The following is a 25,328-nucleotide window of genomic DNA, read 5'->3' as shown; positions in this document are numbered from 1 at the left end:
CATGCTGCGCAAGGCCGTAACCAGTCTCGACGTCACGACCAAGGTCACGCTCGGCGTGCTGGCGCTGGCGAGTGGCGTCTACACCTATCTCGGAGTGCGCGAGCTGCTGGACGGGTCGGCGACGCTCGTGTTCTTTGCCGCGATCATCTACTCGGCCGCGGTGTCGATCGGAATCTACGCGTTCTGGTCGTACCTGATGCGGTTCATGCCGCACGTCCGCGACGCGGTCAGCCGCGGCCTGCTGGTGCTCGCGATGATCCTCGGATCGGCGATGATCATCGCCATGTCGTCGTGGCTAAACGCTGCCGCGCTTGCGGGCTCCGCCGCGCTGGAGCAGCACCTCGCCAACAAGCTTGAGAGCTTCGCCACCGATTTGGACCGCGCGCACAACAATGCGCTCGCCGCCCAGAGCCTGCTTCCCGACATCCAGATGGCCTCGCTGCGCTTCGCACAGCTCGCGGAGGACGAGCAGCGGCAGGGGTCGCTGACCGGGACGTCGGGGTCCGGCACGGTGGTGCAGCTCCTGACCCAGATGTCGCGCCAGGTCGACGGGCTGGCCGCGGAGATCGAACAGTCCGCCGGGCAGGTGGCCGAACTGTACGACGAGGGCAGCGCGCACATCGCCAGGATGCGCGAACTCGTCTCGGCGCGCGGCCCGATAAATCCGCGCAGCGATGCCTTCGCCGCCGAATCGATGGCGCTGATGGGCGTCATCGCCTCTCTGCAGCAGACCTCGGTCGCCCCGGCGGTGAAGCGGGCGGCCGAAGACCTGGCAGGCGGTTTCATCGCGCCGATCGCGGACGGCGGAACAGGCGACCTGGCCGCCCGGCAGACGGCGATCGTCGGCAATGTCGAGGAGGCGGTCGCCGCCCAGTCGCGGGTGCTTGCCGCCGCCGCCGAGCAGATCCTCGCCGCCGAACCGGTCCGGCCGGAGCGGTTCGAGCCGCTGTCGACGGCCGAGGCGGTGTTGCGCTACGCCCCGGATTTCCTGCCGAGCTGGGCCGGTGCGATCTCGATCGACCTGATGCCCGCCGTGCTCATCCTGATCCTCTGCGTCGTTCATGCCGGCATCCGCCGCGAGGACGAACCGGTCGCGGACGCCACGACCATGTCGGCCGCCGACCTGCTGACGGCGGTGCGCATCCTGCGCGAGGTCGACGGCGAAACGCGCCTGGTGCGGGGAGGTCCCGACCTGCTGCCGACCGCCCCCGCGACGGCCCGCGAGGTCGACGCCACGTCCGACGAGTCGGTGTCCGAAAACGCGCCAGACGTCACGTCAACGCCGCCGGACGCCAAGTCCGGGGTCGTGACGCCGCTGGCGTCCGGACGGTCGGCGAAGAAGGAATGAGCCTCGCCGGTCATCACGGCGACCGCCCTGGCCAGGGCCGGTTCCGGCGCTGGCTGAGGGATCGGCCCGACGAGACGATCCTGAAATGGGCGTTCCGCGGGCTGCTGGTGGCGACCGTCGTGGTGCTGGCGACCGACCTGAGCGAGATGCGCGAGCAGGCCGACGAGTTCGTCGATCCCGCCGTTCCGGGAGTTGCGCCGGAGATCGAGCCCTACCTGCCGTCCATCCGCGAGGGCGTGCCGGCCCGGCCTGGCGACACCGCGCCCGGCGCATTGCGCGAAGCCGCCCGTTTCGAACTGGTTGCCGACGGCCGGCTGCTGCTCGAGGGCGGCATCGATACGGGGGCTGCGACGCGATTCGCCGAGGAGATCGAGAAACGCGGCAGCTACGTGAAGACGGTCGTCCTCAACTCCCCGGGCGGCTCGGTCGGCGACGCCCTGGAGATCGCCCGGATGATCCGCGACGGCGGCTACGACACGGCGGTGGAGGCGGGCGGCTACTGCGCCTCGTCGTGCCCGCTGCTGCTGGCCGGCGGCAACGAGCGCGTCGTCGCCGAGGATGCCTCGGTCGGCGTGCACCGGGTCTATTCGGCCGGCGAGGCGGCGGTGTCGGCGGCGGTCGGGATGGACAACGCCCAGCGCGTCTCCGCCGAATGCCAGCGCTTCCTGCTCGACATGGGCGTCGATCCGCGCGTCTGGATCCACGCCATGGAGACGCCGAAGGACGAGCTGTTCTACTTCACCCCCGACGAACTCCTGGAGCTCAGGCTCGCCACCGGCATCGCGCCGTCCGGCTGATCCTGCAGCCGTTCCGATGGCGTTTGCCACTTTGACGGCCTCCCCCGAACGTATAGCGTGCGCACCGGACCATCCTGCCGGGAGCGACCGCCCTGTTCGACTTCTCCTCAATCCTCACGGCCGCCCAGTCGGTGACGCTGACCACCATCCTGCACGTCACGCTGGTGCTGGCGATCACGGTGCGGGTGATCATGAAGCGCCCGCCGACGGGGGTGGCGCTGTCCTGGCTGTTCCTGGTGATGGCCGTGCCGTTCGGCGGCGCGGCGGCCTACCTGCTGATCGGCGAGCGCCGCATCGGCGGCAAGCGGGCGAGGGGCCTCGGCCATCTGCGCGCCCGCTACCGCCACCTGAGCGAGGAGGCCGTCCGGGAAGGGCTGGCGGAAGTCGACTGGACGGACCACCTGCCCGCCGCCAGGGGTCTGGACAGGCTCGGCCGCCAGGTGGCCGGCACCGGCACGGTCGGCGGCTCCGACTTCACGCTGCTGAGCGATCCTGGCGCGATTCTCCAGGCGATCGCCCGGGACGTCGACAACGCCACGACCAGCGTCTTCATGGAGTTCTACATCTGGAACGAGGGCGGCTATGCCGACGAGGTCCACGACGCCCTGATCCGGGCCGCCGGCCGCGGCGTCGCCTGCCGGGTGCTGATCGACGACCTGGGCTGGCGTCCGTGGTGGCGCAGCGAGCAGCCGCGGCTGCTGCGCGAGGCCGGCGTCGAGGTGGTTCCGGCCCTGCCGGTCGGACTGTTCCGCACCCTGTTCGGCCGGGCCGATCTCAGGCTCCATCGCAAGATCGTCGTGATCGACGGCGAGATCGGCTGGACCGGCAGCATGAACATGGTCGATCCGCGGTTCTTCAAGCAGGATGCCGGCGTCGGCGAATGGACCGACGCCATGGCCCGCATCGAAGGTCCGGCGGTGCCGATCCTTGCCGCAACCGTGGTCGGCGACTGGGTGCTCGAGACCGGGGATTCGATCCGCGACATCGTCGAAAGCACGGGCCTCAAGCTGACCCGCCCGCGCGGCAATACGCACATCCAGGTGGTCGCCTCCGGCCCCGGCGAGACCGAGGACGGCCTGCTCCTGATGCTGCTGGCGCTGATCAACGCGGCGCGCGAGGAACTGATCCTGACGACGCCGTATTTCGTGCCCGACGAGTCGCTGCTGCGGGCCTTGCGCGGTGCGGCGGGACGCGGGGTCGACGTGACCCTGATCCTGCCGGAGAAGATCGATTCCTTCCTGTCGCGGCACGCCAGCCGCACCTATTACGACGAGCTTCTCGATATCGGGGTGAAGATCCAGCTCTTCCACGAGGGATTGCTGCACACCAAGTCGATCACCGTGGACGGCTGCCTGTCGATGTTCGGAACGGTCAATCTGGACATGCGCAGCCTCTGGCTGAACTACGAGGTGTCGATGTTCGTCTATTGCCGCGAGTTCGCCACCGCGCTGCGCGACCTGCAGGCGCGCTATATCGCCGCCTCCAACCAGTTGGACCCGGATGCCTGGCGCGCCAGGCCGTATTATCAGCGCCTCATCGACAACACCGTCAGGCTCGTCAGCCCGCTGTTGTGAGGGGCCGGCAGGCCGCGACCTGCCAGTATGGCATCCAACCGAACGGAGGCAGAAATGGACGGCGAAGCACTGCGCGCCATGCAGGCGCCAATCAAGGACCGCTACAGGGAAACCCCCGGGGCGGCCGTGATCACCCTGAAGGCGGAAGGCAGGGTCGACGACCAGGCGATCGCCTGCAAGGTCGATACCGGCAAGGCGCTGGTGACGGCGGGATTGCATCCGGCAACCGGCGGCAGCGGTCTGGAGGCGTGTTCAGGCGATATGCTGCTCGAGGCTCTCGTCGCTTGCGCCGGGGTGACCCTGAAGGCGGTCGCGACCGCTATCGGGGTCGAGATGCGCAATGCGACGGTCCGCGCGGAGGGAGACCTCGATTTCCGTGGCACGCTGGGCGTCGCCAGGGACGCCCCCGTGGGCTTTCGGGACATCCGCCTGACGTTCGACGTCGATACGGATGTACCCCGCGAGAAGCTCGACCAGCTTCTCAAGCTGACGGAGCGCTATTGCGTCGTGTTCCAGACGCTCAACAACCGGCCGGAACTGTCGGCGCGGATCAACTCGGCGTCGTGATCGACGGAACGATTGCGGCGGCGGTCACGGCGCGTTAGAGACCGCGATCCGGAGGATCCGCCATGCCGCTCGAATTCTGGCTTCTGTTCGCGCCCGCCTGCTTTGCGATCAACATCTATCCCGGCCCCAACAACATCCTGGCGTTGGGCAACGGGGCACGGTTCGGCTTCGGCCATGCATTCCGAGCGGCGCTGGGCCGTTTGCCCGCCTTTGCGGTCATGATCGGCCTCGTGGCGGTCGGTCTCGGCGTCGTGCTGTCTGCCTCGGAGACATTCTTCACGGCGCTCAAATGGATCGGCGCGGCCTATCTCGTCTGGCTCGGCGTAAAGATGCTGCGGGCGCCGGTCGACATGTCGGCCCTGACTGCGATCGGCCGGAGGGAGCCGGTTTCGAGACTGGCCGGCCGCGAATTCTTCGTCGCCGCAACCAATCCCAAGGCCATCGTGACGTTCACCGCCTTCTTTCCGCAGTTTCTGGTGCCGGGCGGCGACTACGTCTGGCAGATCTCGCTGATGGGCGCGGCCTTCATCGTGTTCGAGGCAATCGCCATCGCGCTGTACGCCTATGGCGGCTCGCGGGTCGGCGCGCTGGCAGGCACGGCGAACCGGATGCGCTGGGTGAACCGGATATCCGGTGGTGCGCTTGTGGCCGCCGGCGTAGTTCTCGCGCTGGCGCGGCGCCCGCAGCCCGTATAGGAGTGTTCCTGCTTCGTTCTTGACGGGGTTCGGTGGACGGGGTCTGATGGACGCTGTGATCGGGTCCCGGGAATCGGGCAGGTGAGATGAGCAACGAACTGGCATCCGGACTGATGCGCCGCGAGGATGGCAGGGTGTCCTGCTGGTGGCCAGGCTCGGATGCCCTCTATGCCGACTACCACGACACCGAGTGGGGCCGTCCGGTTTCCGACGACCGCAAGCTGTTCGAGAAGCTCTGCCTGGAAGGCTTCCAGTCGGGTCTGTCGTGGATCACGATCCTCCGCAAGCGGGAGAACTTCCGCAACGCGTTCGCGAATTTCGACATCGATGAAGTGGCGGCCTTCGGGGACAATGACATCGAGCGGCTGCTTCAGGACGCCGGCATCGTTCGCCATCGCGGCAAGATCGTCTCGGTCATCAACAACGCCAGGCGGGCACTGGAACTCAGGAAGGAGGCCGGGTCGATCGCGGCGTTCGTCTGGACGTTCGAGCCCGCCGCCGCAGATCGGCCCGCTCGAGTAAACCATGCCGCACTCAGGGAGATGGCGAAGACGCCCCAATCGACGGCATTGTCGAAGGAACTGAAGAAGCGCGGCTGGAGTTTCGTGGGGCCGACGACGGTCTACTCCTTCATGCAGGCGATGGGACTGGTCAACGATCATCTGGAAGGCTGCCATTGCCGGGCGGCGGTGGAGGCCGAGCGCACGGCGTTCGAGCGGCCGGGGCAAGGCGCGCAGTTGTCCTCAGCACCGTGACATCGCCGGCGAAATCCGGCATCACGCGGTGATGCGCATCGACATTTCCGACATCGCCGCCGATTTCCCCGACTTCTGCGTCGCTGTCGTCGTCGCAGGCGGACTTTCGATCCCCGAGACCCGTCCCGCCTCGCTGCACGACCTGATCGGCGAGCGCGAGGCGGATGTCATGCGGCGCTGGGCGGGCATGGAACTGTCGGCGATCCCGGGGATTGCTGCCTGGCGGCGTGCGTACCGGGCCTTCGGCATCAGGAAGACCAGCTACCGCTCATCGGTCGAGAGATTGGTTAAGAATGCGCTTGCGGGCCGTCCGTTGCCGCCGATCAACGGGTTCGTCGACTCCTACAACGCAGTGTCGCTGTCGCACGTCCTTCCGCTCGGCGCAGACGACCTGGACAAGGTGGTCGGAGACGTGGCCTTCCGATATTCCCGTCCCGGGGATACCTTCCTCGACATGGCAAGCGGACAGGAGACGAACGACCCGCCGAAGCCGGGAGAGGTGGTGTATTCCGACGCGGCCAAGGTGCTGTGCCGGCGCTGGAACTGGCGCCAGGACCAGCGATCTCTGGTATCGCCCGGAACCCGGCGCGCGATAGTCACCGTCCAGGCGAACGGCTGGGGCGATCTCGACGCGGCGGTGACGGATCTGGTCCACTTGATCGAGGTTAGCTGCGGTGGCCGCGCCACAGTCACCCGGGCTTCTGCGACACAGCCCTCCGTCGATCTCCGGATGCCCTGAAAGGCGATTGCATGACGCACCCCGCAGTCACCATCGAGCGCCGGGGGTCGAGTGCAATCGTTCGGTTCGACCGGCAGGGCCGCGCCAATGCCATCGACTTCGCCATGATGGATGCATTGACCGAAGCCGCGCGGTCCTTCGAGCAGGACAGCGACACGGCGGCGATCGTCCTGACCGGCGCAGCCGGGGTCTTCTGCGGCGGAATGGACCTGCGCGACCCTGCCTTCGCCCGGCTGGACGGCATGAGCCTCAACGAGGTGCGCGCCCTTGCCGAATGCGGTCCGCGGATGGTGCGGGCATGGGCTTCGGTCGAGATCCCGACCATTGCCGCCATCGAGGGACCTTGTATCGGGGGCGGCCTTGCCCTGGCTGCAATCTGCGATTTCCGGATTGCCGGCGTCGCGGCCCGGTTTGCCGCTCCCGAGGTGGCCGTCGGCCTCAACATGGGATGGCACTCGGTGCCGCGCCTGGTCAGCCTGATCGGGGAGCAGACCACCCGGCGGCTGCTGCTTCTCGGCGAGCAGTGGGACTCCGACGAGGCGCTGCGGCGCGGGTTCGTCGACGAGGTGAGCCACGCAACCGCTGCGCTCGATGCGGCACTTGCGATGGCGGAGGTCCTTGGATCCCGTCCGCCGGCGCCGACGCGAATGGTCAAGCGACAGCTGGAGTCCATCCGCGGCTCCGGTTTCGCGGAGAGCCGGCTGGACAAGGATCAGCACGCGCTGGCCTGGCTTTCGGAGGATTTTCGCCGCGCCGTGGCACGGTTTGCGAAATCGGGATCCTGACTACGCGGATCGCGAGGTCGCGGCGCCCTGTCGTGCCGGAAGGCTATGACCGCGGCGAAGCGGCGACGCAGTCCGCATGCGGAAAGCCGTACTTCTCGAAATTGCCCAGAGCGGCCGCGAACGGCACCGGGCGGCCCAGCAAATAGCCCTGGCCCTTCTGCACGCCCAGGGCGGTCAGCGTGTTCAGTTCTGACATGGATTCAACGCCTTCGGCGACGATCCTGCTGCCGGTCTCCACGGAGAAGCCGACGAGGGCGGCGGTCAATGCCCGGCGCACGGGATCCACGTTGATGTTGCGCGTCAGGCTCATGTCCAGCTTGATGATATTGGGAAGCAGCTGAAGGATATGCTGAAGGCACGAATATCCCGCCCCCGCGTCGTCGACGGCGATGCGCAGGCCCCTTTCGCGGAGCGGCTTCAGACGCGCATTTATGGAAGCGTAATCGTCTATCAGGGCGTGTTCGGTGATCTCGAGCACGAACCTCTCCGCCGGAAGCCGAGTCATCAGGTTCTGAAATGCCTCCGAGTTCACCGTTTCCGGGGAGGCATTGATCGACAGGTGCGTACCAGGCGGAAGCTGCGGGAACACGGCGACGGCGCGTTTCAGGGTTGCCATTTCCAGATCGACACCCATGCCGGCGCTGGCGGCCTCTTCGAACCATCGATCAGGTGACCTCAGGGGCTCGGCGGTGAAGCGGGTGAGGCACTCGAGGCCGACGGGACGTCGGGATTCCAGGTCCCAGATCGGCTGGTAGACGATTGAAAAGCGGTTCTCCCTGATGACCTCCGATATGCGGGCAAGTCGTTCGTCTGTGTGCTTTCGCTTGTCCAGATCACGGCCGATCTCGCGTGCGGCCAGATCGGCGAAGGCGCGCATCATCGTATGGTCGCGTTTGTTGAGCGTCTTGTCTGGCTTGAAGGACAGGCAGCAGAACATTCCGTAGACGCGGCCGTTCGACAGCCGCAGCGGCACGCTAACGTGTGCACCGATCGGAACAGCTGCGGTGATGGGGAGTGCGACCGCCAGTGGCTCATCTGCCGTGTCAGGGATCAGTTCGGGAAGGCGTCCGTCGAGAATGAGCGGACAGTACACGTCTTCAAGCGCATGGCTGTCGCCGACCTTTATGAGATGCTCCTGGCCCGGCGCGTCGACGACACGAAACACCGAGCGGCCGTCGACGATCTCGGAAATATACGCCGCCTCCATCCCAAGATGTTCGCGCATCACCTTCAGTGCTTGCCTGACGACGGTGTCGCCTTCGTCCACGGAGGTGTCGGAACTTCTCAGTAGGCTGAGCAGAGGTGAGCGGTCCTGTGACACGATCTAGCCTGGCGTCATCGCGGTTGATGATCCCGAAAATGGTAAGGTCGTCGCTAACTTACAATATGCGCCAGCTAAACATTTTTGCATGTATTTGCTTGCGGCTCGGTTACTGGATTCCAAAGGCATATGCAGAACGCATTGCTGGCGGGGCCTCTGGAAACACCTCAGACAGGATCACAGTTCTAACTTTTGGTGCTTCGACCAGACGAGGTAACGCAGCACGCGGTCGATTGGTTGACCTTAGGACCGATCACGAATTCGTGAGTGTCGGCGGCTTGCCCCTCCGACGCCGCGACTTGAACTGGCGATTGCCTCTTCCTCGGGCTGAAGAACTGCCGCTACCCCGGGCCCTGCCGAACACCTGACCGGTTCTGTCCTGTTCCCGGGTTCCGCCGCGCAAGCGGCCTGGACCGGCGCTCGTGCCATCCGACCCTGGCGTCCGGTTTGGAATCGGTCGACGCGAAATAAGGCTTGATGTCGAGCAGCGGCGTGCCATCCAGGCAGTCGATATGGCGTACCCTGAGCCCGTCGGCCTCGACGGCGACGATGTCGACAACCGAAAGGCCGATCGGGTTCGGTCGTACCGGAGACCGCAGCGCGAATACGCCATGGCTCACATGGTCATTCGGCGGGGTCAGCGTCGTCACGTTCCTGGCGGCGTCGTGGAGCCAGTACAGAACGATCGCGTGCGTGCAGGTTTCGAGTGACGCCAAGCCCGTCCGATAGGGCTGATCGACGCTGATACTGCAGATTTCATCGCTCTCCATGGAGTTCCTCGGGCAGTTGCCGGTTTGCGTCCAGGGGGTGTGGATGCGGCCGATGAACGTGAGGGTCGAACCCGCCGGCATGTCGAAACTCCTTATCAGGTGATCGGGCGACGTTAGCCGATCGGAGCAGCCGTCTGCCAACGACAAGTGCCGAAGGTGCGCCGCGAAGTCGCGTCGCGAGGGTGCGCCTCGAAGGGGCGTTTAGAAGGTGCGCCTCAAGGGGCGCCTCCAAGGGTGCGCCAAGGGGGGCCTCCAAGGTACCTCCAGGTGCCTCCACGGTGCCGCCAAGGTGCGGTTCCTCGCCTCCTCGTGTAGCGGTCTGCCCGAGATCGAGTTGACAACATAAAGATATCTTTATATCGATATTAGCACATGAGGATCGATGAGATGCTGCCGATCTCCACCGATGGGCTCCTGAATGCCTTGCGCGCCGCCGGCGAGCCAACGCGGCTGCGCCTGCTCGCACTGCTGGCGGAAGGAGAGCGCAGCGTGAAGGACCTCACCGACATCCTCGGCCAGAGCCAGCCGCGCATCAGCCGGCATCTGAAGCTGCTCGCGGAGTCTGGTCTGATCACGCGATTCGCCGAGGGATCCTGGGCGTTCTACCGGATCGCGGATGCCGGCCCGGCAGGGGAGATCTGCCGGGAGATCGTGGCGCGCCTCGATCGTTCGGACCCTGTGCTGGCGCGCGACCGGGCGCGGCTCGAAGCCGTGCGCAGGGCGAATGCGGAGGTGGCGGCCCGCTACTTCAGCGCCTACGCGAGCCGCTGGGACCAGATCCGCTCGCTGCACGCCAACGAACAGAAGATCGAGGCGGGCCTGCTGCAACTGGTCGGCGAGGACAAGCTCGGCCTCGTCGTCGATCTGGGGACCGGCACCGGCCGCATGCTCGAGGTCTTCGCGCCGCATACCGAACGCAGCATTGGCGTCGACGTCTCCCACGACATGCTGTCCTACGCTCGCAGCCGTCTGGAGCGCGAGGGCCTGCGCAACTGCCAGCTCCGGCAGGGCGACATCTACAACCCGCCGCTGGAGGACGGCATCGCCGACCTCGTGGTGATCCACCAAGTACTGCATTATCTGCAGGATCCCGACCGCGCCATATCCGAAGCCTCCCGCCTGCTGAAGCCGGGGGGGCGGCTGCTGGTCGTGGACTTCGCGCCGCACGGTCTGGAGTTCCTACGCGCCGACCAGGCGCACCTGCGCCTGGGATTTTCACGCAAACAGATCGCCGACTGGATGAAGGCCGCCGGCGTCGAGTTGAGCGGTCAGGTCGATTTCCCGCCCGAGCATACGGATTTCGCGGAGATCGGCCGGCTGACCGTATCGGTCTGGCTCGGCACGGACACCGGCCAGCGCATCCCGCGCGGCGCATCGGAAGAGGCTGCCTGAATGACGACGACTTTCGCTCCCCCCCATTCGCGTGCCGTTCCCGGCTTCGCGGTCTCATTCGAGTTCTTCCCGCCCAGGACGGCGGAAATGGAGGCCTCCCTGTGGTCCGCCTTCCAGCGGCTCGCCCCGCTCGGACCGCGCTTTGCCTCCGTCACATACGGAGCGGGCGGTTCGACGCGGGACCGCACGCACCAGATCGTGGCACGGATGCGCCGGGTGTCCGACATCGAGCCGGCTGCGCATCTGACATGTGTCGATGCAAGCCGGGCGACGCTCGAAGAGGTCATCCATTCGTATCGCCAGGTCGGCGTGCGCCACATCGTGGCGCTGCGCGGCGATCCTGCAGAAGGCGTCGGCGAAGCCTACGTTCCGCATCCGCAGGGATTCCAGACGACGGCCGAGCTTGTCGCCGCCATCAAGCGGTCAGGCGACCTCGAAGTGTCGGTGTCCGCCTATCCCGAGAAGCATCCGGAGTCGCGAGACTTCGATGCTGACATCGACGTGCTGGCCGCAAAGGTAGATGCAGGAGCGAGCCGGGCGATCACCCAGTTCTTCTTCGACAACGATCACTTCTATCGCTTCCGCGACCGGTTGGAGAAGCGCGGCATCGACATTCCCCTCGTCCCGGGCATCTTCCCGATTTCCAACTTCTCCCAGGCGGCGCGCTTCGCCGGCCGCTGCGGCACGCATGTGCCGGGCTGGCTCGCCGAGCGCTTCGAGGGCCTCGATGACGATCCGGACACGCGCCGCCTCGTTGCCGCGACGGTGGTCGCCGAGCAGGTCTTCGACCTCGCCGCCAACGGCGTCGACGAATTCCATTTCTACACGCTGAACCGGGCCGAACTCGTCTATGCGACCTGCCACATGCTGGGTCTCAGGGCGATGACGACCGACGCGGCGGCCTGAACACACAGATCCAAGAGGAAGTACATGTCCGAGTACCGCTCTGAAACCGAGCGCGACTTACGTCGGCTCGCCGCCGACCGCATCCTGCTGCTTGACGGCGCAATGGGGACGCAGATCCAGGCGCTGGAGCTGGACGAGGCGGACTTCCGGGGCAAGCGTCTGGCAGGCTGGACGAAGCCGCTGAAGGGCAACAACGACATCCTGAACCTGACGCAGCCCGAGGCCATTCGCGACATTCACCGCACCTATTTCGCTGCCGGCAGCGACATCGTGTCGACGAACACGTTCTCCTCCACATCGATCGCACAGGCCGACTACGGCGCCGAGGATCTCGTCGCCGAAATCAATCGCGAGGGTGCCCGGCTCGCCCGCGAGGCCGCGGACCTTGCGCAAAAGGCGGACGGCCGCCCCCGCTTCGTTGCCGGCACCCTGGGCCCGACGAACAGGACCGCGTCGATCTCGCCCGACGTCACCGACCCCGGCTATCGGGCGGTTACCTTCGACGAGTTGGCCGCGGTCTATGCCGAGGCCACGGGCGCGCTGATCGAGGGCGGCGCGGATCTGATCCTGATCGAGACGATCTTCGATACCCTCAACGCCAAGGCCGCGATCTTTGCGATCGAAACGGTTTTCGCCCGGATCGGCCGAAGACTTCCGGTGATGATCTCCGGCACGATCACCGATCTGTCCGGCCGCACGCTGTCGGGACAGACGCCGACGGCGTTCTGGTATTCCGTCCGGCACGCCAGGCCGCTGACGGTGGGATTGAACTGTGCCCTCGGTGCGACGGAGATGCGCCCTCACCTTGCCGAGATGGGGCGAGTTGCCGATACGCTCATCTGCGCCTATCCGAACGCCGGGCTGCCCAATCACTTCGGCGGATACGACGAGGGCCCCGACCAGACCGCGGCCCTGATCGGCGAGTTCGCGCAGGCCGGGCTCGTCAATGTGGTCGGCGGCTGCTGCGGCACGACGCCGGCCCATATCTCGGCGATACGAGACGCCGTTTCCGCACATCCGCCGCGGCGCATTGCCGCCATGAAGCCGTACATGCGGCTGTCGGGCCTCGAGCCGTTCACGATGACAGAAGAGACGAACTTCGTGAACATCGGCGAACGCACGAACGTCACTGGCTCCGCGCGCTTCCGCAAGCTCATCAAGGAGGGTGACTACGCGACCGCGCTGGACGTCGCGCGCCAGCAGGTCGAGAACGGCGCCCAGATCATCGACGTGAACATGGACGAGGGGCTGCTCGATTCCGCCGAGGCGATGACGACCTTCCTCAACCTGGTCGCCGCCGAGCCGGACATCTCGCGCGTGCCGGTGATGATCGACTCCTCGAAGTGGTCCGTCATCGAGGCCGGCCTGAAATGCGTGCAGGGCAAGGCGGTGGTCAATTCCATCTCGCTGAAGGAAGGCGAGGCGGCGTTCCTGGAGCAGGCCGAAAAGGTCCGCCGCTACGGTGCCGCCGTCGTGGTGATGGCGTTCGACGAGGACGGGCAGGCCGATACCCAACAGCGCAAGATCGAAATCGCCGAGCGGTCCTACCGCCTGCTGGTCGACAAGGCCGGGCTCGCACCGGAAGACATCATCATCGATCCCAACATCTTCGCGGTCGCCACCGGCATTGCCGAGCACGACAACTACGGAGTCGACTTCATCGAGGCGACGCGCTGGATCAAGCAGAACCTGCCCCACGCGCATGTTTCGGGCGGCCTATCGAACCTGTCGTTCTCGTTCCGCGGCAACGAGCCAGTGCGGGAGGCAATGCACTCGGTGTTCCTGTACCACGCCATCAAGGCCGGTCTGGGAATGTCGATCGTCAATGCCGGCCAGCTCGGCGTCTACGACGATCTCGACCCCGAACTGCGCGACCTGTGCGAGGACGTGGTGCTGAATCGCCGCCCGGACGCCACCGAGCGCCTGGTCGACGCTGCGGCACGTTTCAAGCAGGACGGCAGCGAGGAGAAGGAGGCCAAGACGCTTGAGTGGCGGTCATGGCCGGTCGGAAAGCGTATCGAGCACGGGCTCGTTGCCGGTATCGCAGATTTCATCGAGGAAGACGTCGAGGAGGCGCGCCAGGCTGCCTCGAAGCCGCTCGAGGTGATCGAGGGGCCGCTGATGGACGGCATGAACGTCGTGGGCGACCTGTTCGGTTCGGGCCGCATGTTCCTGCCCCAGGTCGTGAAATCGGCGCGCGTGATGAAGAAGGCGGTCGCCTATCTCGAACCCTACATGGAAGAGGAGAGGGCGGCGTCGGGCGCGGCAGCGCAGAAGGCCGTAGCCAAGATCGTGATGGCGACGGTCAAGGGCGACGTCCACGACATCGGCAAGAACATCGTCGGCGTGGTGCTACAGTGCAACAACTACGAGGTCGTGGACCTCGGCGTCATGGTGCCGGCGGAGAAGATTCTGGAGACGGCCCGGGCCGAGAAGGCCGACATCATCGGCCTGTCGGGTCTGATCACGCCGTCTCTCGACGAGATGTGCAACGTTGCCGCCGAAATGGAGCGGCAGGGCTTCGACCTGCCGCTGCTCATCGGCGGGGCCACGACCAGCAAGATCCACACCGCCGTCAAGGTGCACCCGAACTACTCGCACGGCCAGGCAATCTATGTGACGGACGCGAGCCGTGCGGTCGGCGTCGTCTCCAACCTGATGTCGGAGACGGGCCGGCCGACGCTGTATGAAAAGACCCGGGCGGAATACGCCAAGATCGCCGCCGGGCACGCTCGTGCGCAGGACAGCAAGGCAAGGCTGACGATCGAGGACGCCCGAGCGAACCGGCTGAGCCTGGATTGGTCCGGGTATGTCCCGCCGAAGCCGACATTGCTCGGCACAAAGGCGTTCACGAACTACGACCTGAAGACGCTGGCCGGGTACATCGACTGGACGCCGTTCTTCCAGACGTGGGAACTCAGCGGCCGGTTTCCCGAAATTCTGGACGACCCGCGCCAGGGCGAGGCAGCGCGGCAGCTCTTTGCCGATGCACAGGAGATGCTGGACCGGATCGTCGAAGAGGACCTGCTCGAGGCGCGCGCGGTGATCGGGTTCTGGCCCGCCAACGCCGATGGCGACGATATTGCCCTGTTCCGGGACGACACGCGCGGGGAGGGCCTGACGACCCTGCACACTCTCAGGCAGCAGATGTCTCGCAGTGGTTCGACCCGGGCGAACATTGCGCTTGCCGATTTCGTCGCCCCGCGCGAGACGGGCCTCGCCGACTACGTCGGCGGGTTCGTCGTGACCGCCGGACATCGCGAGGACGCGACGATCTCGCGCTTCGTGCAGGCGAACGACGACTACTCGAAGATCCTTTTCCAGGCGCTTTCCGACCGTCTTGCGGAAGCATTCGCCGAGCACATGCATCAACGCGTGCGCCGCGAGTTCTGGGGCTACGCTCCGGACGAGACCTTGAGCAACGCCGAGCTGATCTCGGAGACGTACGAGGGAATCCGGCCGGCGCCGGGGTATCCTGCCCAGCCTGACCACACGGAGAAGGGGACGTTGTTCCACCTGCTCGACGCCGAAGCGGCGGCGGGGGTCAAATTGACCGACTCCTACGCCATGTGGCCGGGGTCATCTGTCTCCGGGATATATTTTTCCCATCCGGAAAGCCGCTATTTCGGGCTCGGAAAGATCGAACGCGATCAGATCGCGGACTACGCGGCCCGCAAGAACTGGTCGATCGATGAGGCGGAGCGTTGGCTCGCTCCGGTGCTTGCCTACCTGCCCACGGCGCGGGCGGCGTGATCCCCTGGTGAAATCAGGCCGCCCCAGGAATCAAAACGGAGCCTCACAGGGCTCCGAACACGATTGCCGCGACGAACAGGAACACCGCGCCGGTCATCAGGAACTGTAATCGTCGGATGCTGGTCATGTTCCGTCTCCCGCATCTCCCCAGTCACAGAAGTGTAACGTGAGCCGGCGGCAAGACGAAGAATTTTCGTTGCTGCGCCGCAATATGGACTTCGATTCGCGCTAGTCACTGTGGACGAATGCGTCCATCTTGTTAGGCCGCAAAGCGAATCGGCGGCGTCGAATGGGCAGCACGACAGTACGACTTGAACGGCTCTGGATCGCCGTCCTGCTGGGAGCCGGAGGGCTCGTCGCCGCGGCCGACATGAGCGGGGCCCGCGAATCGGTGCCTGTGCCGCGCGAACGTCCGCAGCAGGTCGAAGCCCCGCTCCCGATCGGCAAACCGGCAGTGGACAGCGTCCAACCTTCCGAGCAAAGCCCACAAGACGCAGCCGAAGCCGTTCCGCTGCCGCCTGACAGGCCCCGCAGCGAAGCGGTGGTTGTCGAGGTTGCGGCAAACGAGCCGGCCGGCGCACCGCCTCTTCCCGCAGACAAGCCCGAGCGGGCTCCTGGCGGGGTCGAGGCGCCATTGCCGGAAGCCCGACCGGAAGGTGTTGCGACGCCGAATTCCGAACAAGGACCAGCCGACGCCGGCACTCCATTGCCTCAGCAGAAGCCCGAGCAGGCGGCTGCTCCCGTACCCGAACAGAAGCCGGCAGAGGCCGCCGCGCCGTTGCCGGAGGATAGGCCGGACGAGGCCGGACCACCCCTGCCGGAGGAGAAGCCCGAGAATGAGACCGCGGAAGGCGAGCCCGGGGCGAGCGAAGTGCGCGCAGACGAGGCCGCTGGAGAGGAGACCGGACCGAAGGCGCCTCTGTTCGCCGAGGACGCGATGTCGCCGGCCTGCGCAGCGATCGAGGAGGGCAGGGTCTCCGGCCGACCGCTGAAGCCGATCGAGGATCCGGCGGGCTGCGTGGTGCCGGCTGTCTACGCGGTATCGTCGGTGGGAACCGATCGCGCGATCACGCTGGCGCCGGAGGCCGAGTTGAACTGTGCGATGGTCGACAGGCTCGACGCGTTCGTGGAAGAGGTGATCGAGCCGGCCGCGAGAGAGATCCTCGGCTCCGATCTGACGGGCCTGGGCATCGCCGGATCGTATGTCTGCCGGACCCGCAACGGGGTGGCCGATGCCGAACCAAGCGAGCACGGCAAGGCGAATGCCATCGATCTCTCCAGCTTCATGCTCGCCGATGGCCGTGTGATCACGGTCTCTGCGGATTGGGGAAGCGTGCCGGCAGCGGATGCTGCTGTTGCATCGGGAACCGAGACAGACCCGACTTCGGACGCGGGCCATGAAGGCCCGTCCGATGAAGAGATGGCGGAGGCCGACGCCTCAGAAGACGGGTCCGACGCGCCCGCCGAACCGGATTCCATTCCGAAAACAGAGGGGTTCAACAAGGAGGAAACGGCTGCCGCGCGCTTCCTCCGCGAAATCCACGGCAAGGCCTGCGGCCCGTTCACGACCGTCATCGGACCCGAGGGTGACGAGTATCACCGGGACCATTTCCACATCGACCTGCAACCGCGCGGCGCCAACGGGCGCACCACATATTGCCAGTAGCCAAGCCGGAGAAACGGACCCGCTACCGAGCGGCGGGATTCTTCGTGTAGCCCGGGCCGATCGTCGGCGGCTGCTCCGGCAATACGTCCGACCCGATCTTGGACGTGTAGCTCTTTTCGTGGGTCTCGATCAGGGAGCCATCCGGCGCGCTGAGTGTGAGAACCACCTTGTAGGGCACATCCTCCTGGACTCCCCGTACGGGGGGCGACTGGATGGCAATGCGCTTCTGTCCTGCGGTCGAGACGGCCTGGACCCTGAGCGGTTCGCCGCCTGCCGGATCTTCAAATTCGGCAACGAATACGGTGCCTTCCGGGATGGTGCGCCGGCTGGTGGCGACCATCGTGTAGGTCGCTTCGGATAGGCGGTAGTTGAACTGGAAGCCGCCACCCGACACCTCGACATAGGGCCCGTCGGACGGCTCGCAGCCGGCTGCCAGGACGAGTAGGCAGAGTACGACCAGACCTCTGAGCGCGGCGACTGCTCCGGCAACCACGGCAGGCATAGGAACTCCTCCCAGCAAGTGAGCTAACCGTCAAAATCCGGTACTATAGTTAGATTAGGACGCTTTCTGATCTGGTGGCGTCGCGCCTTGGCGCGGTTGCCGCAGGTGAGCATGTCGCACCAGACGCGGCTGGCGTTGCGCGAACGGTCGACGAACAGCCAGTTGCAATTGGGGCAACTCTTGACCTGGGCGATCACCGGCGACTGGGCGAGGGCCAGCCCGGAATGGGCGAGCGCCGCGCGAGCGGTAGCGGGGGAGGCGCCTGCGGCGGGAGCAATCTTCGGAACAAGGCCATCCGCGCCGATGTCGACGGCAACCTCCGACATCGCGTTGCCCAGTGCGTATAGCAGGGGCCGGAAGGCCAGGGATGGCGGCGCCATCCCGCTGGCCGCGGTTCGGAACAGCTCGTCGATCGACTGGCGCAGCGCCAGCATGTCGAGGACGGCGGGGGTATCGAAGCTGCAGTCCGGTACCGTGATCAGCGGGATGTAGCACGTCGCCGCATCAAACCGGATAGCTGCGGCGAGCCAGGCTGCGATGTCGGCGCCGTCGCGCAAACGGTCGCCGCGCCGGGCGGCATCATCCGCGTAGTAGACGGTATTGGCAAAGTCGAGGCACAGCGCGCCGCCGACGAACTGCCGCTCGGTCCAGGCAAAGGGCATCCCATAAACCGGTAAATCGGATGTTACTGGTTACATACTGCCTTTGTCAGCCTTCGGCAATCCCTGTGGCCGCCAATGACGGGACTGCACAGCAACGGAATTTTTACCCTGCTTCTTAACCGCGCGTTTCTCTCGCTTCCGAATGATCCCTGCATGACTCATTCCGGCCAACGCACAGTCGCCATCCTGCTCGTCGGCGCGCTCCTGTTCGTGTTCAGCGGCTGCGCGAACCGGTCGCTCTATTCGTGGCGCGACCAGGCCTGGCGCAAGGACGCCGAGGCGATCTGCATGGGCAAGGGGGGCTACGAGTCGAGCGCATTCGTGGAACGGATGCGCCGCATCAACGACAAGGGTGCCTGCGGCATCTGGTATCCGCTCAAGGTCTCGGGAGCGCTGCAGGGTTACGTGGCCTATTCGACACCCGCCGTCGTCAACTGCCCGATGACGGCCGCCGTCGACGGCTGGTTCTATCACGTGGTGCAGCCGGCGGCCGCTCGGATCTACGGCGCCTACGTGACCAAGGTTCAGGTGATGGCCTCCTATTCGTGCCGGACGCGCAATTCCAAGGCCTATGCCAAGGTATCGGAGCACTCCTTCGGCAACGCCCTCGACATCGGCGCCTTCACCCTGTCCGACGGTCGCACCGTCACCGTGCAGCACGGCTGGCGCGGCAGCGCCGCCGACCGGGCCTTTCTGCGCGAGGCCCACTCAGGCGCGTGCAAACTGTTCACGACCGTGATCGGCCCGGACGGCGACAGCCATCACTACAATCACTTCCACCTGGATCTCGCCCGTCACAACGAGGACGGCTCGTACCACTACTGCAAGTGACCGGTCGCCGGCTCCGGGGCTGCGGCTCAAGGTTGCGGCATGCCTGTCGCAACGTTATGTCTGGTTGCAATACAGGTCTGATCGGGACGCATTATGAAAGCTCGAAAGTCGGCTCGCCGCGCGCTTCTGGCCGCAATCGCCTGCCTTCTCTGCTTCGGCATGGCGGCGCCGAAAGAGTCCGTTTCGGCGGAGCAACTGCTTGTAAGGGTTGCCTTCGACCAGGATACGGCGCTGGACGGGGCGATCGCGCAGTTGGCCGATATCGCAAAGCCGGCACCTCTGACTTTCGTCGCCGAACGAAGGACCGGATTGCTGATCCGTACCAGCCGGAATGGCTACGAGCGGCTGCTTGCCGACCCCGATCTCCGTACGGTGCGCCTGGTTCGCGGCAATGTGCCGGCTCGGCAGCAGGAGACGCCGCACGAGTTCGTCACCTACGAGATCCGACTGAACGCGTCGGAGACGGGTGCGGAGGCGGTGGCCGCCTCGGAACTTGCGGCGACACCGTACACCGCTTCGGTGGTCGGCAGACGCACCGGCGCAGCCGTCGCTCCGCCGGCCCGAGAGGCCGGACCGGGAATGCTGCTGGTGCGCGCATTGGACACCGCCGGCGAGGAGCTCTACCGCACGGTGGTGCCCGACCCGAGGCTGGTGCGCTACGAGGCCGTGGACGAGGACGGACGGTTCACTGGCCGCACCGACTTCTACCGCACCGAGGCGACCGTTCGCGCCGACATTCCCGCCGATCCGGCGATCGCGGCCCTGCGGATAACGGCACCCTCGAAGGGGGCCGCAGCAGGGGTCGCCGAGGTCAACCTGCAATAGCCGGTTCGTGCCGCGATCGTTTCAAGAGAATTCTGAAGGAGGGCCCCGTGGAAATCCGATACCTCGCGGGATGTTTGCGAAACATGCTGGCAGGCGCCCTTGTTGCGGGCGCGGCGACGGCACTCGTCGCGACTCCAGCCGCCACGCAGGCAGCTGCCGGGGAATCGGCCACCGTCGAGCAGATGCTGAAGACCGGCCCGTCTCGGAACCGGATAGACGTCGTCATCCTGGGTGACGGCTACCGGGCGCGCGAGATGGACAAGTTCGAGGAAGATGCCGAGGAGTTCCTCGACTACATGCTGATGCAGCAGCCATTCAAGACGTACCGGCGATATTTCAACGCGCTGCGGATCGAGACGCCGAGCAGGCAGTCCGGCGCCTCGCGGCCCGATGAGCCCGTCGACAACGTCTACGGATCGCGCTTCGGCTGCTTCGACATCCGCCGACTGCTTTGCGCGGACGACGACAGGGTCGAGGAAGTGGTCCTCGACAACCTCAAGCGCAACCAGATCGACATGGTGCTGGTGCTCGTCAACGACGAAGAGTACGGCGGCTCCGGTGGCGACTACGCCGTTGCCTCTACGCACGAGCTGAGCCGAGAGGTCGCGGTCCACGAGTTCGGCCACAGCTTCGGCCACCTCGACGACGAATACATCGACGACAACTGCGGACGCTACGATGACCCCTGGGGCTTCAACGTCACCCAGAAGAGGAAGAAGCCGCAAATTCCCTGGAAGGTCTGGATCCCGAAGAAGCAGACCTTGCCGACCCCCGACGACGGCGACCACGGGACAGGTCTTTACGAAGGCGCCTACCATTGCGCGGAAGGATGGTTCCGGCCGACATACGACTCGATCATGCGGACCAACGGCGCGCCGGCCGGGCCGGTGAACAGCGAGCAGTTCGTCCGCCGCTTCTACGAGACGATCCGGCCCCTCGATTCCGTGAAACCGAAGAGCGACAAGGTCCGCCTGGCGAGGGGCACCTCGAAGCGCTTCAAGTCCGATCTCGCCGACAAGCGCCTCAAGACGATCTCGACGGTGTGGCGGCTGGACGGCAAGCGAATATCGAAGCGCCAGGCGTCGCAGGTGCGGTTCGGCGACATCAGCGGGCGCAGATCGACGCTGACGCTTTCTGTCAGGGATGGCACGCCGCTGGTCCGCAATGATCCGAAAGGCGTGCTGATCGAGACCAGGAACTGGCGAGTCATCAAGCGGAAGTAAGCTCGGGCGAGCGAAGGGTGAACCGGCTTCACCGCCCGACAACAATTCGCCTCGGACTGTCGGAGCAGGCAATGCAATGGCATCTTCGTGACAGCGTCGCGACGTCCGCCGGACGGGTTGCCGCAGGGTCTGCGGGAGACGGCCCGGCGCTGGTGCTGGCGCACGGCTGGCCCTGGTCATCGTACTCCTGGCACAGGGTGCTCCCCCGGCTTGCCGAGAACTTCCGGGTGCACTGGTATGACATGCCCGGCTTCGGCCAATCGGAAATGAAGCCGGGGCAGCGAACGGGGCTCGACGTGCAGGGGGAGATCTTCTCCGCCATGCTCGATCACTGGAACCTCCGGAAGCCGCGTGTCGTTGCCCACGATTTCGGCGGCGCGATCACATTGCGTGCGCATCTGCTGCATGGTTGCGAGTACGACCGGCTGGTGCTCATGAATGTCGTGGCCATGCGTCCCTGGGGCTCCGCCTTCTTCGATCATGTCGGAAGGTACACCGAGGCGTTCTCGGGGCTTCCGCCGCACATCCACGAAGCCGTCGTCAGGGCCTACATCAAAGGTGCCCTCGTCGGTGAATTGCTCCCGGAGGACTTGGAGGCCCTGGTGGCGCCCTGGCTGTCGGAGAATGGCCGCATCAGCTTCTACAATCAGTTCGCGCAGGCCGACGAGCGCTATACCGCGGAGATCGAGCCTATGTTCGGCAGCGTACGGTGCCCGGTCAGGATCCTGTGGGGGGAGGACGACCCGTGGATACCGCTCGAGCGGGGGCGCAGCCTGCACAGCAGAATGCCTGGGTCCGAGTTCGCGACGATGCCCGGCCTTGGACACCTTCCGCAACTCGAGAACCCGGAGACGGTTCTCGAGAAACTCCTGCCGTTTCTGCGGTCCGGCAGCGGATAGACGCGCGATCCCTTCTTCACCGGTTGTCGACTCGCAACCGCACCAGCGCATGCCGGTATCCCGGCCGATGCCCTTGCATCGGGCGGTCAGTACTGGGCAGGATTTGCGAATCGCGTCCGGCCACGTTTCAGGCTGGCGCAGGATCTATCCTGATTTGGACAGCGAATCCGGGACGGCTTGATGATGAATACGCAAAAGTTCGGTGCGCCGGCAATCGTGTCGCTGGCGCTGGCAGGCCTGGCCCTGGCCGGCTGCAATGGTGCCCAGACCTCGGCGCCGACATCGGCTGCGTCGATGGCCGCGACCACTCGCACGGGACCTCTTCGTCCGCCGCAGGCACCGAACTTTGCCGCCGAGGACATCTGCGTGAAGGCGGTCCAGCAGCAGACCAATGCCGAGGACGTCGGGGTCATCAGCAGCCAGGGGACGCAGGTCGAGATGGTGGTGATGGTCGGCTATCCGGCATCCGGCGCTCCCTGGCGCTGCGTCGTGGGACCGAGGGGCAATGTCACCGCGGTAACCTATCTGGGCAGCGAGGCGCGGCTTTAGGCGCACTGGCCGGACAAGCGATCGAGCAGAAATGCTGAGTCTTCGCACCCCGGCGGCGTTGGCACACCGCGACAGCGTGCGGTAGATTGTCGAGGCCGCTTGCCCGCCCGCCCTTCTCTGCGTGGAGACGCTGGATGAAGATCCTACCCGCATTTCCAGTGGCCGTGATGCTGTTCGTGGCCGGTGCCGTTCTGCCGGTTGCTGCACGCGCCGACGATCAGTCCAATGCGGTCGCAAGAGACTTCCCGGAGGCAAGCGCCTCCGTCATGGACAAGCTCGAGGCCCTGCACGCGAAGTACGGCGTCTCCGCGCTGCTCGTCGCAATAGCCAAGGGAGACGGCGAGCCTGTGCTCGGGGCTGCGGGCACGTCGATGAGCGGCGTTCCGGCATCGACCGACATGCATTACCGCATGGGCGCGATGGCGATCGCTTCGCTGACAACGATCCTGCTGCAACTTGTGGACGAAAACGTCGTCTCGCTCGATGACACGATCGACAATTGGTTGCCGGAATATCCCGATGCCGACAAGGTCACGCTGCGGATGCTGGCGGATTCGAGTTCAGGCTATGCGGACTATATCTCGGCGCCGCAGTTCACCGACGCGTTCTATGAGGACGTGTTCTACGAATGGTCGGACCGCGAACTGCTCGACGTCGCGTTCGAGCAGGGCATGCAGTTCGAGCCCGGCACCGATTTCCTGTATGCCCACACCAACTTCATCGTACTCGGTCAGGCGCTGGGGGCAGCAACAGGCAAGCCTTACGAGACGCTGCTGCAGGACCGCATCGTCGATCGGCTCGACCTTATGCAGACCAAGATCTGGACCACGGCTGAGCTCCCTGACCCGCCGCTGCACGCCTTCACCACGGAACGGGGGATCCTCGAGGATTCGACCTACTGGAGCCCCTCCTGGACCTCCTATACCGGGTCGCTCAACGGCGACCTTGCGGACACCGCCAAGCTGATGCGCGCGGTCGCGACCGGCGAGACAATCTCCGATGAAAGCCTGGCTGAGATGAAGGCCGAGACGAATGTGGGCTTCGGCCCGATGACGCCCGACCGCTATTTCGGTCTCGGCATGGAATTCGTGGCTCCTTGGATCCAGAAGACCTTCGCCTTCGGCGGCTACGGCGGAACCGCCGGCTATCTGGCCTCCGAGGACGTGACCCTCGTGGTGGTGATCACGCACGGCGCAAAAAGCGATATCGACACGAATCCGTCCGCGCCGATCTTCAAGGAGATCAGCTCGATGCTTGGATACTGACGCCAGGCGATACGTCCGGACGAGTTCCCGCAGTCCGGCCTGAACTTTGGCGGTAACGACTTGTTCGCCTTCTCATAATTTCCGACATTGGCCGTTCCCGCCGCCGGAACATATCCATGAGCGCTTCTCCGCCCCTCCGCCTGCCGTTCTTCTATGGGTGGGTGGTCGTAGCCGTCGCCTTCGTCACGATGGCGATCGCGGTGAACGCCCGCACCGCCTTCGGCCTGCTCTATCCGCCGATTCTCGACGAGTTCGGCTGGCAGCGGGGCGCAACAGCCATCGCGTTCACCATCGGCTTCATGGCCGCGACGATTTCAGCCCCTCTGTTCGGTCTGATGATGGATCGCTGGGGGCCGCGCCTGGTGATTCCGCTTGGCGCGGTGATCGTGTCGATCGGCTTCATGGTCGCCACGGGCATCGACACGCCTGCGATGCTGTATTTCAGCCTCGGTCTTCTGGTCGTCGGCGCCTCGGTCGGCATGAGCTATATCGGCCATTCGATGTTCCTGCCCAACTGGTTCATCAGGCAGCGCGGCCTTGCCGTCGGACTGGCGTTTGCCGGGGTCGGGGTCGGCGCCATCGTGCTGCTGCCGCTGATCCAGTTCTATGTCGAATCGGCCGGCTGGCGGGCCACCTGCGTGGCGATCGCGGTGACGATTGTCGTCGTGATCATCCCGCTCAACGCCGTTCTGCAGCGACGGCGGCCATCGGACATCGGCCTGGAGCCCGACGGAGGAGCCAGACGCGACAAGGCCGGAAACGAGTCCCCCGCGATCGACAATGTGGTCGATCAGGACTGGGTCGGGGTCGACTGGACGCTGGCGAAGGCGCTGCGGACCGGACGGTTCTGGTGGATCTCGGCGGGGGCCGCCTCCGGGCTTTACGCCTGGTATTCGGTGCAGGTCCACCAGACCCGATACCTGATCGACATCGGTTTCGATGCCCCCGAAGCCGCCTTGGCGCTGGGCCTCGTCGGATTCTTCGGCATCGGCGGTCAGATCGGCATCGGCGCACTGTCGGACAGGATCGGACGGGAATGGGCCTGGACGCTCGCCTGCATCGGTTTTGCCCTGACCTATGTCGCGCTGATCGCCCTCGGTGAGTACCCGGCCCGGTGGCTCGTCTATCTGATGGCGGCGGCACAGGGGCTTCTGGGGTATGGCCTGGCTTCGTTGTTCGGGGCGATCCCTGCGGAGATCTTCGCGGGCCGGCGGTTCGCCACGATCTTCTCAGTGAGCACGATCAGCGCCAATGTCGGTGCCGGCGTCGGCCCGTGGGTGACCGGTGCGATCTTCGACCATGCCGGCTCATACGATCCCGCCTTCGCGGTCTGCTTCGTCATGAGCTTCGTGTCGGCGGGATGCATCTGGATGGCCAGTCCGCGCAAGGTGCGGCTTGTCGCCGGACAGGCGGCCAGGCGGGCTCGGTGGCAGGCTCCAACACACCCTGCCGTCCAGCCGCCCTCGTAGAAGAGCCGGGATCAGGCTTGCTGTAGAGGAAGAGG

At 65.6% G+C, this 25,328-nt stretch carries 23 protein-coding genes; 19 read left to right on the top strand and 4 right to left on the bottom strand.

Annotation, left to right across the window (positions count from 1 at the left end; genetic code table 11):
• Position 1: 1 nt before the first annotated feature.
• The 8 genes from V3328_RS10470 to V3328_RS10435 all read left to right on the top strand — a co-directional run bounded on the left by V3328_RS10470 (position 2) and on the right by V3328_RS10435 (position 7,260).
• The gene (locus V3328_RS10470; protein WP_340329600.1) at positions 2-1,348 is read left to right on the top strand and encodes a hypothetical protein; all 1,347 of its coding nucleotides are present in this window, start codon (positions 2-4) and stop codon (positions 1,346-1,348) included.
• Positions 1,345-2,145 (top strand): COG3904 family protein, encoded by an 801-nt coding sequence (locus V3328_RS10465; RefSeq protein WP_340329599.1) that lies wholly within the window; start codon positions 1,345-1,347, stop codon positions 2,143-2,145. Before V3328_RS10470 ends, V3328_RS10465 begins: the two co-directional genes overlap by 4 nt.
• A gap of 131 nt (positions 2,146-2,276) precedes the next feature.
• Positions 2,277-3,719, top strand: coding sequence for a cardiolipin synthase (cls, locus tag V3328_RS10460; protein WP_340329598.1), 1,443 nt, complete (start codon positions 2,277-2,279; stop codon positions 3,717-3,719).
• Positions 3,720-3,773: 54 nt separating this feature from the next.
• Positions 3,774-4,286 (top strand): OsmC family protein, encoded by a 513-nt coding sequence (locus V3328_RS10455; protein WP_340329597.1) that lies wholly within the window; start codon positions 3,774-3,776, stop codon positions 4,284-4,286.
• A gap of 62 nt (positions 4,287-4,348) precedes the next feature.
• On the top strand, positions 4,349-4,981 hold the full coding sequence (locus V3328_RS10450) for a LysE family translocator (RefSeq protein WP_340329596.1): 633 nt from the start codon (positions 4,349-4,351) through the stop codon (positions 4,979-4,981).
• Between the two features lie 86 nt (positions 4,982-5,067).
• A complete protein-coding gene (locus V3328_RS10445; protein ID WP_340329595.1) occupies positions 5,068-5,736 on the top strand; it encodes a DNA-3-methyladenine glycosylase I in 669 nt (222 codons plus the stop codon).
• Positions 5,737-5,767: 31 nt separating this feature from the next.
• On the top strand, positions 5,768-6,475 hold the full coding sequence (locus V3328_RS10440) for a B3/B4 domain-containing protein (RefSeq protein ID WP_340329594.1): 708 nt from the start codon (positions 5,768-5,770) through the stop codon (positions 6,473-6,475).
• Positions 6,476-6,486: 11 nt separating this feature from the next.
• Complete coding sequence (locus tag V3328_RS10435; protein ID WP_340329593.1) at positions 6,487-7,260, top strand: enoyl-CoA hydratase/isomerase family protein; 774 nt, start codon at positions 6,487-6,489, stop codon at positions 7,258-7,260.
• Positions 7,261-7,303: 43 nt separating this feature from the next.
• Here the strand turns inward: V3328_RS10435 and V3328_RS10430 are convergent, their stop codons facing one another.
• Together V3328_RS10430 and tsaA are read right to left on the bottom strand one after the other, a co-directional pair.
• A complete protein-coding gene (locus tag V3328_RS10430; protein ID WP_340329592.1) occupies positions 7,304-8,527 on the bottom strand; it encodes a sensor domain-containing phosphodiesterase in 1,224 nt (407 codons plus the stop codon).
• A gap of 395 nt (positions 8,528-8,922) precedes the next feature.
• Positions 8,923-9,432, bottom strand: a complete 510-nt coding sequence (gene tsaA / locus V3328_RS10425; RefSeq protein WP_340329591.1) for a tRNA (N6-threonylcarbamoyladenosine(37)-N6)-methyltransferase TrmO — start codon at positions 9,430-9,432, stop codon at positions 8,923-8,925.
• A 291-nt stretch (positions 9,433-9,723) separates the two neighbouring features.
• Here tsaA and V3328_RS10420 point away from each other — a divergent pair, with 291 nt between their 5' ends.
• The 4 genes from V3328_RS10420 (at position 9,724) to V3328_RS10405 (ending at position 17,068) form a co-directional block, all read left to right on the top strand.
• Positions 9,724-10,743: an ArsR/SmtB family transcription factor gene (locus V3328_RS10420; RefSeq protein ID WP_340329590.1), complete on the top strand. Its 1,020-nt coding sequence runs from the start codon at positions 9,724-9,726 to the stop codon at positions 10,741-10,743.
• Positions 10,744-11,649: a methylenetetrahydrofolate reductase [NAD(P)H] gene (gene metF / locus V3328_RS10415; RefSeq protein WP_340329589.1), complete on the top strand. Its 906-nt coding sequence runs from the start codon at positions 10,744-10,746 to the stop codon at positions 11,647-11,649.
• Between the two features lie 24 nt (positions 11,650-11,673).
• Positions 11,674-15,402 (top strand): methionine synthase, encoded by a 3,729-nt coding sequence (gene metH, locus V3328_RS10410; RefSeq protein WP_340329588.1) that lies wholly within the window; start codon positions 11,674-11,676, stop codon positions 15,400-15,402.
• 289 nt (positions 15,403-15,691) lie between these two features.
• Positions 15,692-17,068, top strand: coding sequence for an extensin family protein (locus V3328_RS10405; protein ID WP_340329587.1), 1,377 nt, complete (start codon positions 15,692-15,694; stop codon positions 17,066-17,068).
• A 22-nt stretch (positions 17,069-17,090) separates the two neighbouring features.
• On the opposite strand, the gene V3328_RS10400 is transcribed toward V3328_RS10405, so the two are convergent.
• Together V3328_RS10400 and V3328_RS10395 are read right to left on the bottom strand one after the other, a co-directional pair.
• Positions 17,091-17,570 (bottom strand): hypothetical protein, encoded by a 480-nt coding sequence (locus V3328_RS10400; protein WP_340329586.1) that lies wholly within the window; start codon positions 17,568-17,570, stop codon positions 17,091-17,093.
• A gap of 23 nt (positions 17,571-17,593) precedes the next feature.
• Positions 17,594-18,232: a CGNR zinc finger domain-containing protein gene (locus V3328_RS10395; RefSeq protein ID WP_340329585.1), complete on the bottom strand. Its 639-nt coding sequence runs from the start codon at positions 18,230-18,232 to the stop codon at positions 17,594-17,596.
• 153 nt (positions 18,233-18,385) lie between these two features.
• Here V3328_RS10395 and V3328_RS10390 point away from each other — a divergent pair, with 153 nt between their 5' ends.
• The 7 genes from V3328_RS10390 to V3328_RS10360 all read left to right on the top strand — a co-directional run bounded on the left by V3328_RS10390 (position 18,386) and on the right by V3328_RS10360 (position 25,293).
• Positions 18,386-19,063, top strand: a complete 678-nt coding sequence (locus tag V3328_RS10390) for an extensin-like domain-containing protein (RefSeq protein ID WP_340329584.1) — start codon at positions 18,386-18,388, stop codon at positions 19,061-19,063.
• A gap of 93 nt (positions 19,064-19,156) precedes the next feature.
• Complete coding sequence (locus V3328_RS10385) at positions 19,157-19,888, top strand: hypothetical protein (RefSeq protein ID WP_340329583.1); 732 nt, start codon at positions 19,157-19,159, stop codon at positions 19,886-19,888.
• A gap of 83 nt (positions 19,889-19,971) precedes the next feature.
• A complete protein-coding gene (locus tag V3328_RS10380) occupies positions 19,972-21,111 on the top strand; it encodes a M64 family metallopeptidase (protein WP_340329582.1) in 1,140 nt (379 codons plus the stop codon).
• Between the two features lie 71 nt (positions 21,112-21,182).
• Positions 21,183-22,010, top strand: coding sequence for an alpha/beta fold hydrolase (locus tag V3328_RS10375; protein ID WP_340329581.1), 828 nt, complete (start codon positions 21,183-21,185; stop codon positions 22,008-22,010).
• Positions 22,011-22,190: 180 nt separating this feature from the next.
• A complete protein-coding gene (locus V3328_RS10370) occupies positions 22,191-22,559 on the top strand; it encodes a hypothetical protein (protein ID WP_340329580.1) in 369 nt (122 codons plus the stop codon).
• Positions 22,560-22,693: 134 nt separating this feature from the next.
• Entirely contained in the window at positions 22,694-23,824 is a 1,131-nt protein-coding gene (locus V3328_RS10365; RefSeq protein WP_340329579.1) for a serine hydrolase domain-containing protein, read from the top strand.
• Between the two features lie 116 nt (positions 23,825-23,940).
• Positions 23,941-25,293: an MFS transporter gene (locus tag V3328_RS10360; RefSeq protein WP_340329578.1), complete on the top strand. Its 1,353-nt coding sequence runs from the start codon at positions 23,941-23,943 to the stop codon at positions 25,291-25,293.
• Positions 25,294-25,328: the final 35 nt, after the last annotated feature.

It is taken from the genome of Microbaculum marinum, assembly GCF_037855135.1.
GTDB classification, from domain to species: domain Bacteria; phylum Pseudomonadota; class Alphaproteobacteria; order Rhizobiales; family Tepidamorphaceae; genus Microbaculum; species Microbaculum marinum.
The sequence above is the reverse complement of the archived record's forward strand: the minus strand, read 5'-3'. Positions and strand labels throughout refer to the sequence as shown.

What these genes read in the sequence shown, in the direction of transcription:
- V3328_RS10470 (WP_340329600.1), top strand. Translation starts at nt 2, where the DNA reads ATGCTGCGCAAGGCCGTAACCAGTCTCGACGTCACGACCAAGGTCACG.
- V3328_RS10465 (WP_340329599.1), top strand. Translation starts at nt 1,345, where the DNA reads ATGAGCCTCGCCGGTCATCACGGCGACCGCCCTGGCCAGGGCCGGTTC.
- V3328_RS10455 (WP_340329597.1), top strand. Translation starts at nt 3,774, where the DNA reads ATGGACGGCGAAGCACTGCGCGCCATGCAGGCGCCAATCAAGGACCGC.
- V3328_RS10450 (WP_340329596.1), top strand. Translation starts at nt 4,349, where the DNA reads ATGCCGCTCGAATTCTGGCTTCTGTTCGCGCCCGCCTGCTTTGCGATC.
- V3328_RS10445 (WP_340329595.1), top strand. Translation starts at nt 5,068, where the DNA reads ATGAGCAACGAACTGGCATCCGGACTGATGCGCCGCGAGGATGGCAGG.
- V3328_RS10440 (WP_340329594.1), top strand. Translation starts at nt 5,768, where the DNA reads ATGCGCATCGACATTTCCGACATCGCCGCCGATTTCCCCGACTTCTGC.
- V3328_RS10435 (WP_340329593.1), top strand. Translation starts at nt 6,487, where the DNA reads ATGACGCACCCCGCAGTCACCATCGAGCGCCGGGGGTCGAGTGCAATC.
- tsaA (WP_340329591.1), bottom strand. Translation starts at nt 9,432, where the DNA reads ATGCCGGCGGGTTCGACCCTCACGTTCATCGGCCGCATCCACACCCCC.
- V3328_RS10420 (WP_340329590.1), top strand. Translation starts at nt 9,724, where the DNA reads ATGAGGATCGATGAGATGCTGCCGATCTCCACCGATGGGCTCCTGAAT.
- metF (WP_340329589.1), top strand. Translation starts at nt 10,744, where the DNA reads ATGACGACGACTTTCGCTCCCCCCCATTCGCGTGCCGTTCCCGGCTTC.
- metH (WP_340329588.1), top strand. Translation starts at nt 11,674, where the DNA reads ATGTCCGAGTACCGCTCTGAAACCGAGCGCGACTTACGTCGGCTCGCC.
- V3328_RS10405 (WP_340329587.1), top strand. Translation starts at nt 15,692, where the DNA reads ATGGGCAGCACGACAGTACGACTTGAACGGCTCTGGATCGCCGTCCTG.
- V3328_RS10400 (WP_340329586.1), bottom strand. Translation starts at nt 17,570, where the DNA reads ATGCCTGCCGTGGTTGCCGGAGCAGTCGCCGCGCTCAGAGGTCTGGTC.
- V3328_RS10395 (WP_340329585.1), bottom strand. Translation starts at nt 18,232, where the DNA reads ATGCCCTTTGCCTGGACCGAGCGGCAGTTCGTCGGCGGCGCGCTGTGC.
- V3328_RS10390 (WP_340329584.1), top strand. Translation starts at nt 18,386, where the DNA reads ATGACTCATTCCGGCCAACGCACAGTCGCCATCCTGCTCGTCGGCGCG.
- V3328_RS10385 (WP_340329583.1), top strand. Translation starts at nt 19,157, where the DNA reads ATGAAAGCTCGAAAGTCGGCTCGCCGCGCGCTTCTGGCCGCAATCGCC.
- V3328_RS10380 (WP_340329582.1), top strand. Translation starts at nt 19,972, where the DNA reads ATGCTGGCAGGCGCCCTTGTTGCGGGCGCGGCGACGGCACTCGTCGCG.
- V3328_RS10375 (WP_340329581.1), top strand. Translation starts at nt 21,183, where the DNA reads ATGCAATGGCATCTTCGTGACAGCGTCGCGACGTCCGCCGGACGGGTT.
- V3328_RS10370 (WP_340329580.1), top strand. Translation starts at nt 22,191, where the DNA reads ATGATGAATACGCAAAAGTTCGGTGCGCCGGCAATCGTGTCGCTGGCG.
- V3328_RS10365 (WP_340329579.1), top strand. Translation starts at nt 22,694, where the DNA reads ATGAAGATCCTACCCGCATTTCCAGTGGCCGTGATGCTGTTCGTGGCC.
- V3328_RS10360 (WP_340329578.1), top strand. Translation starts at nt 23,941, where the DNA reads ATGAGCGCTTCTCCGCCCCTCCGCCTGCCGTTCTTCTATGGGTGGGTG.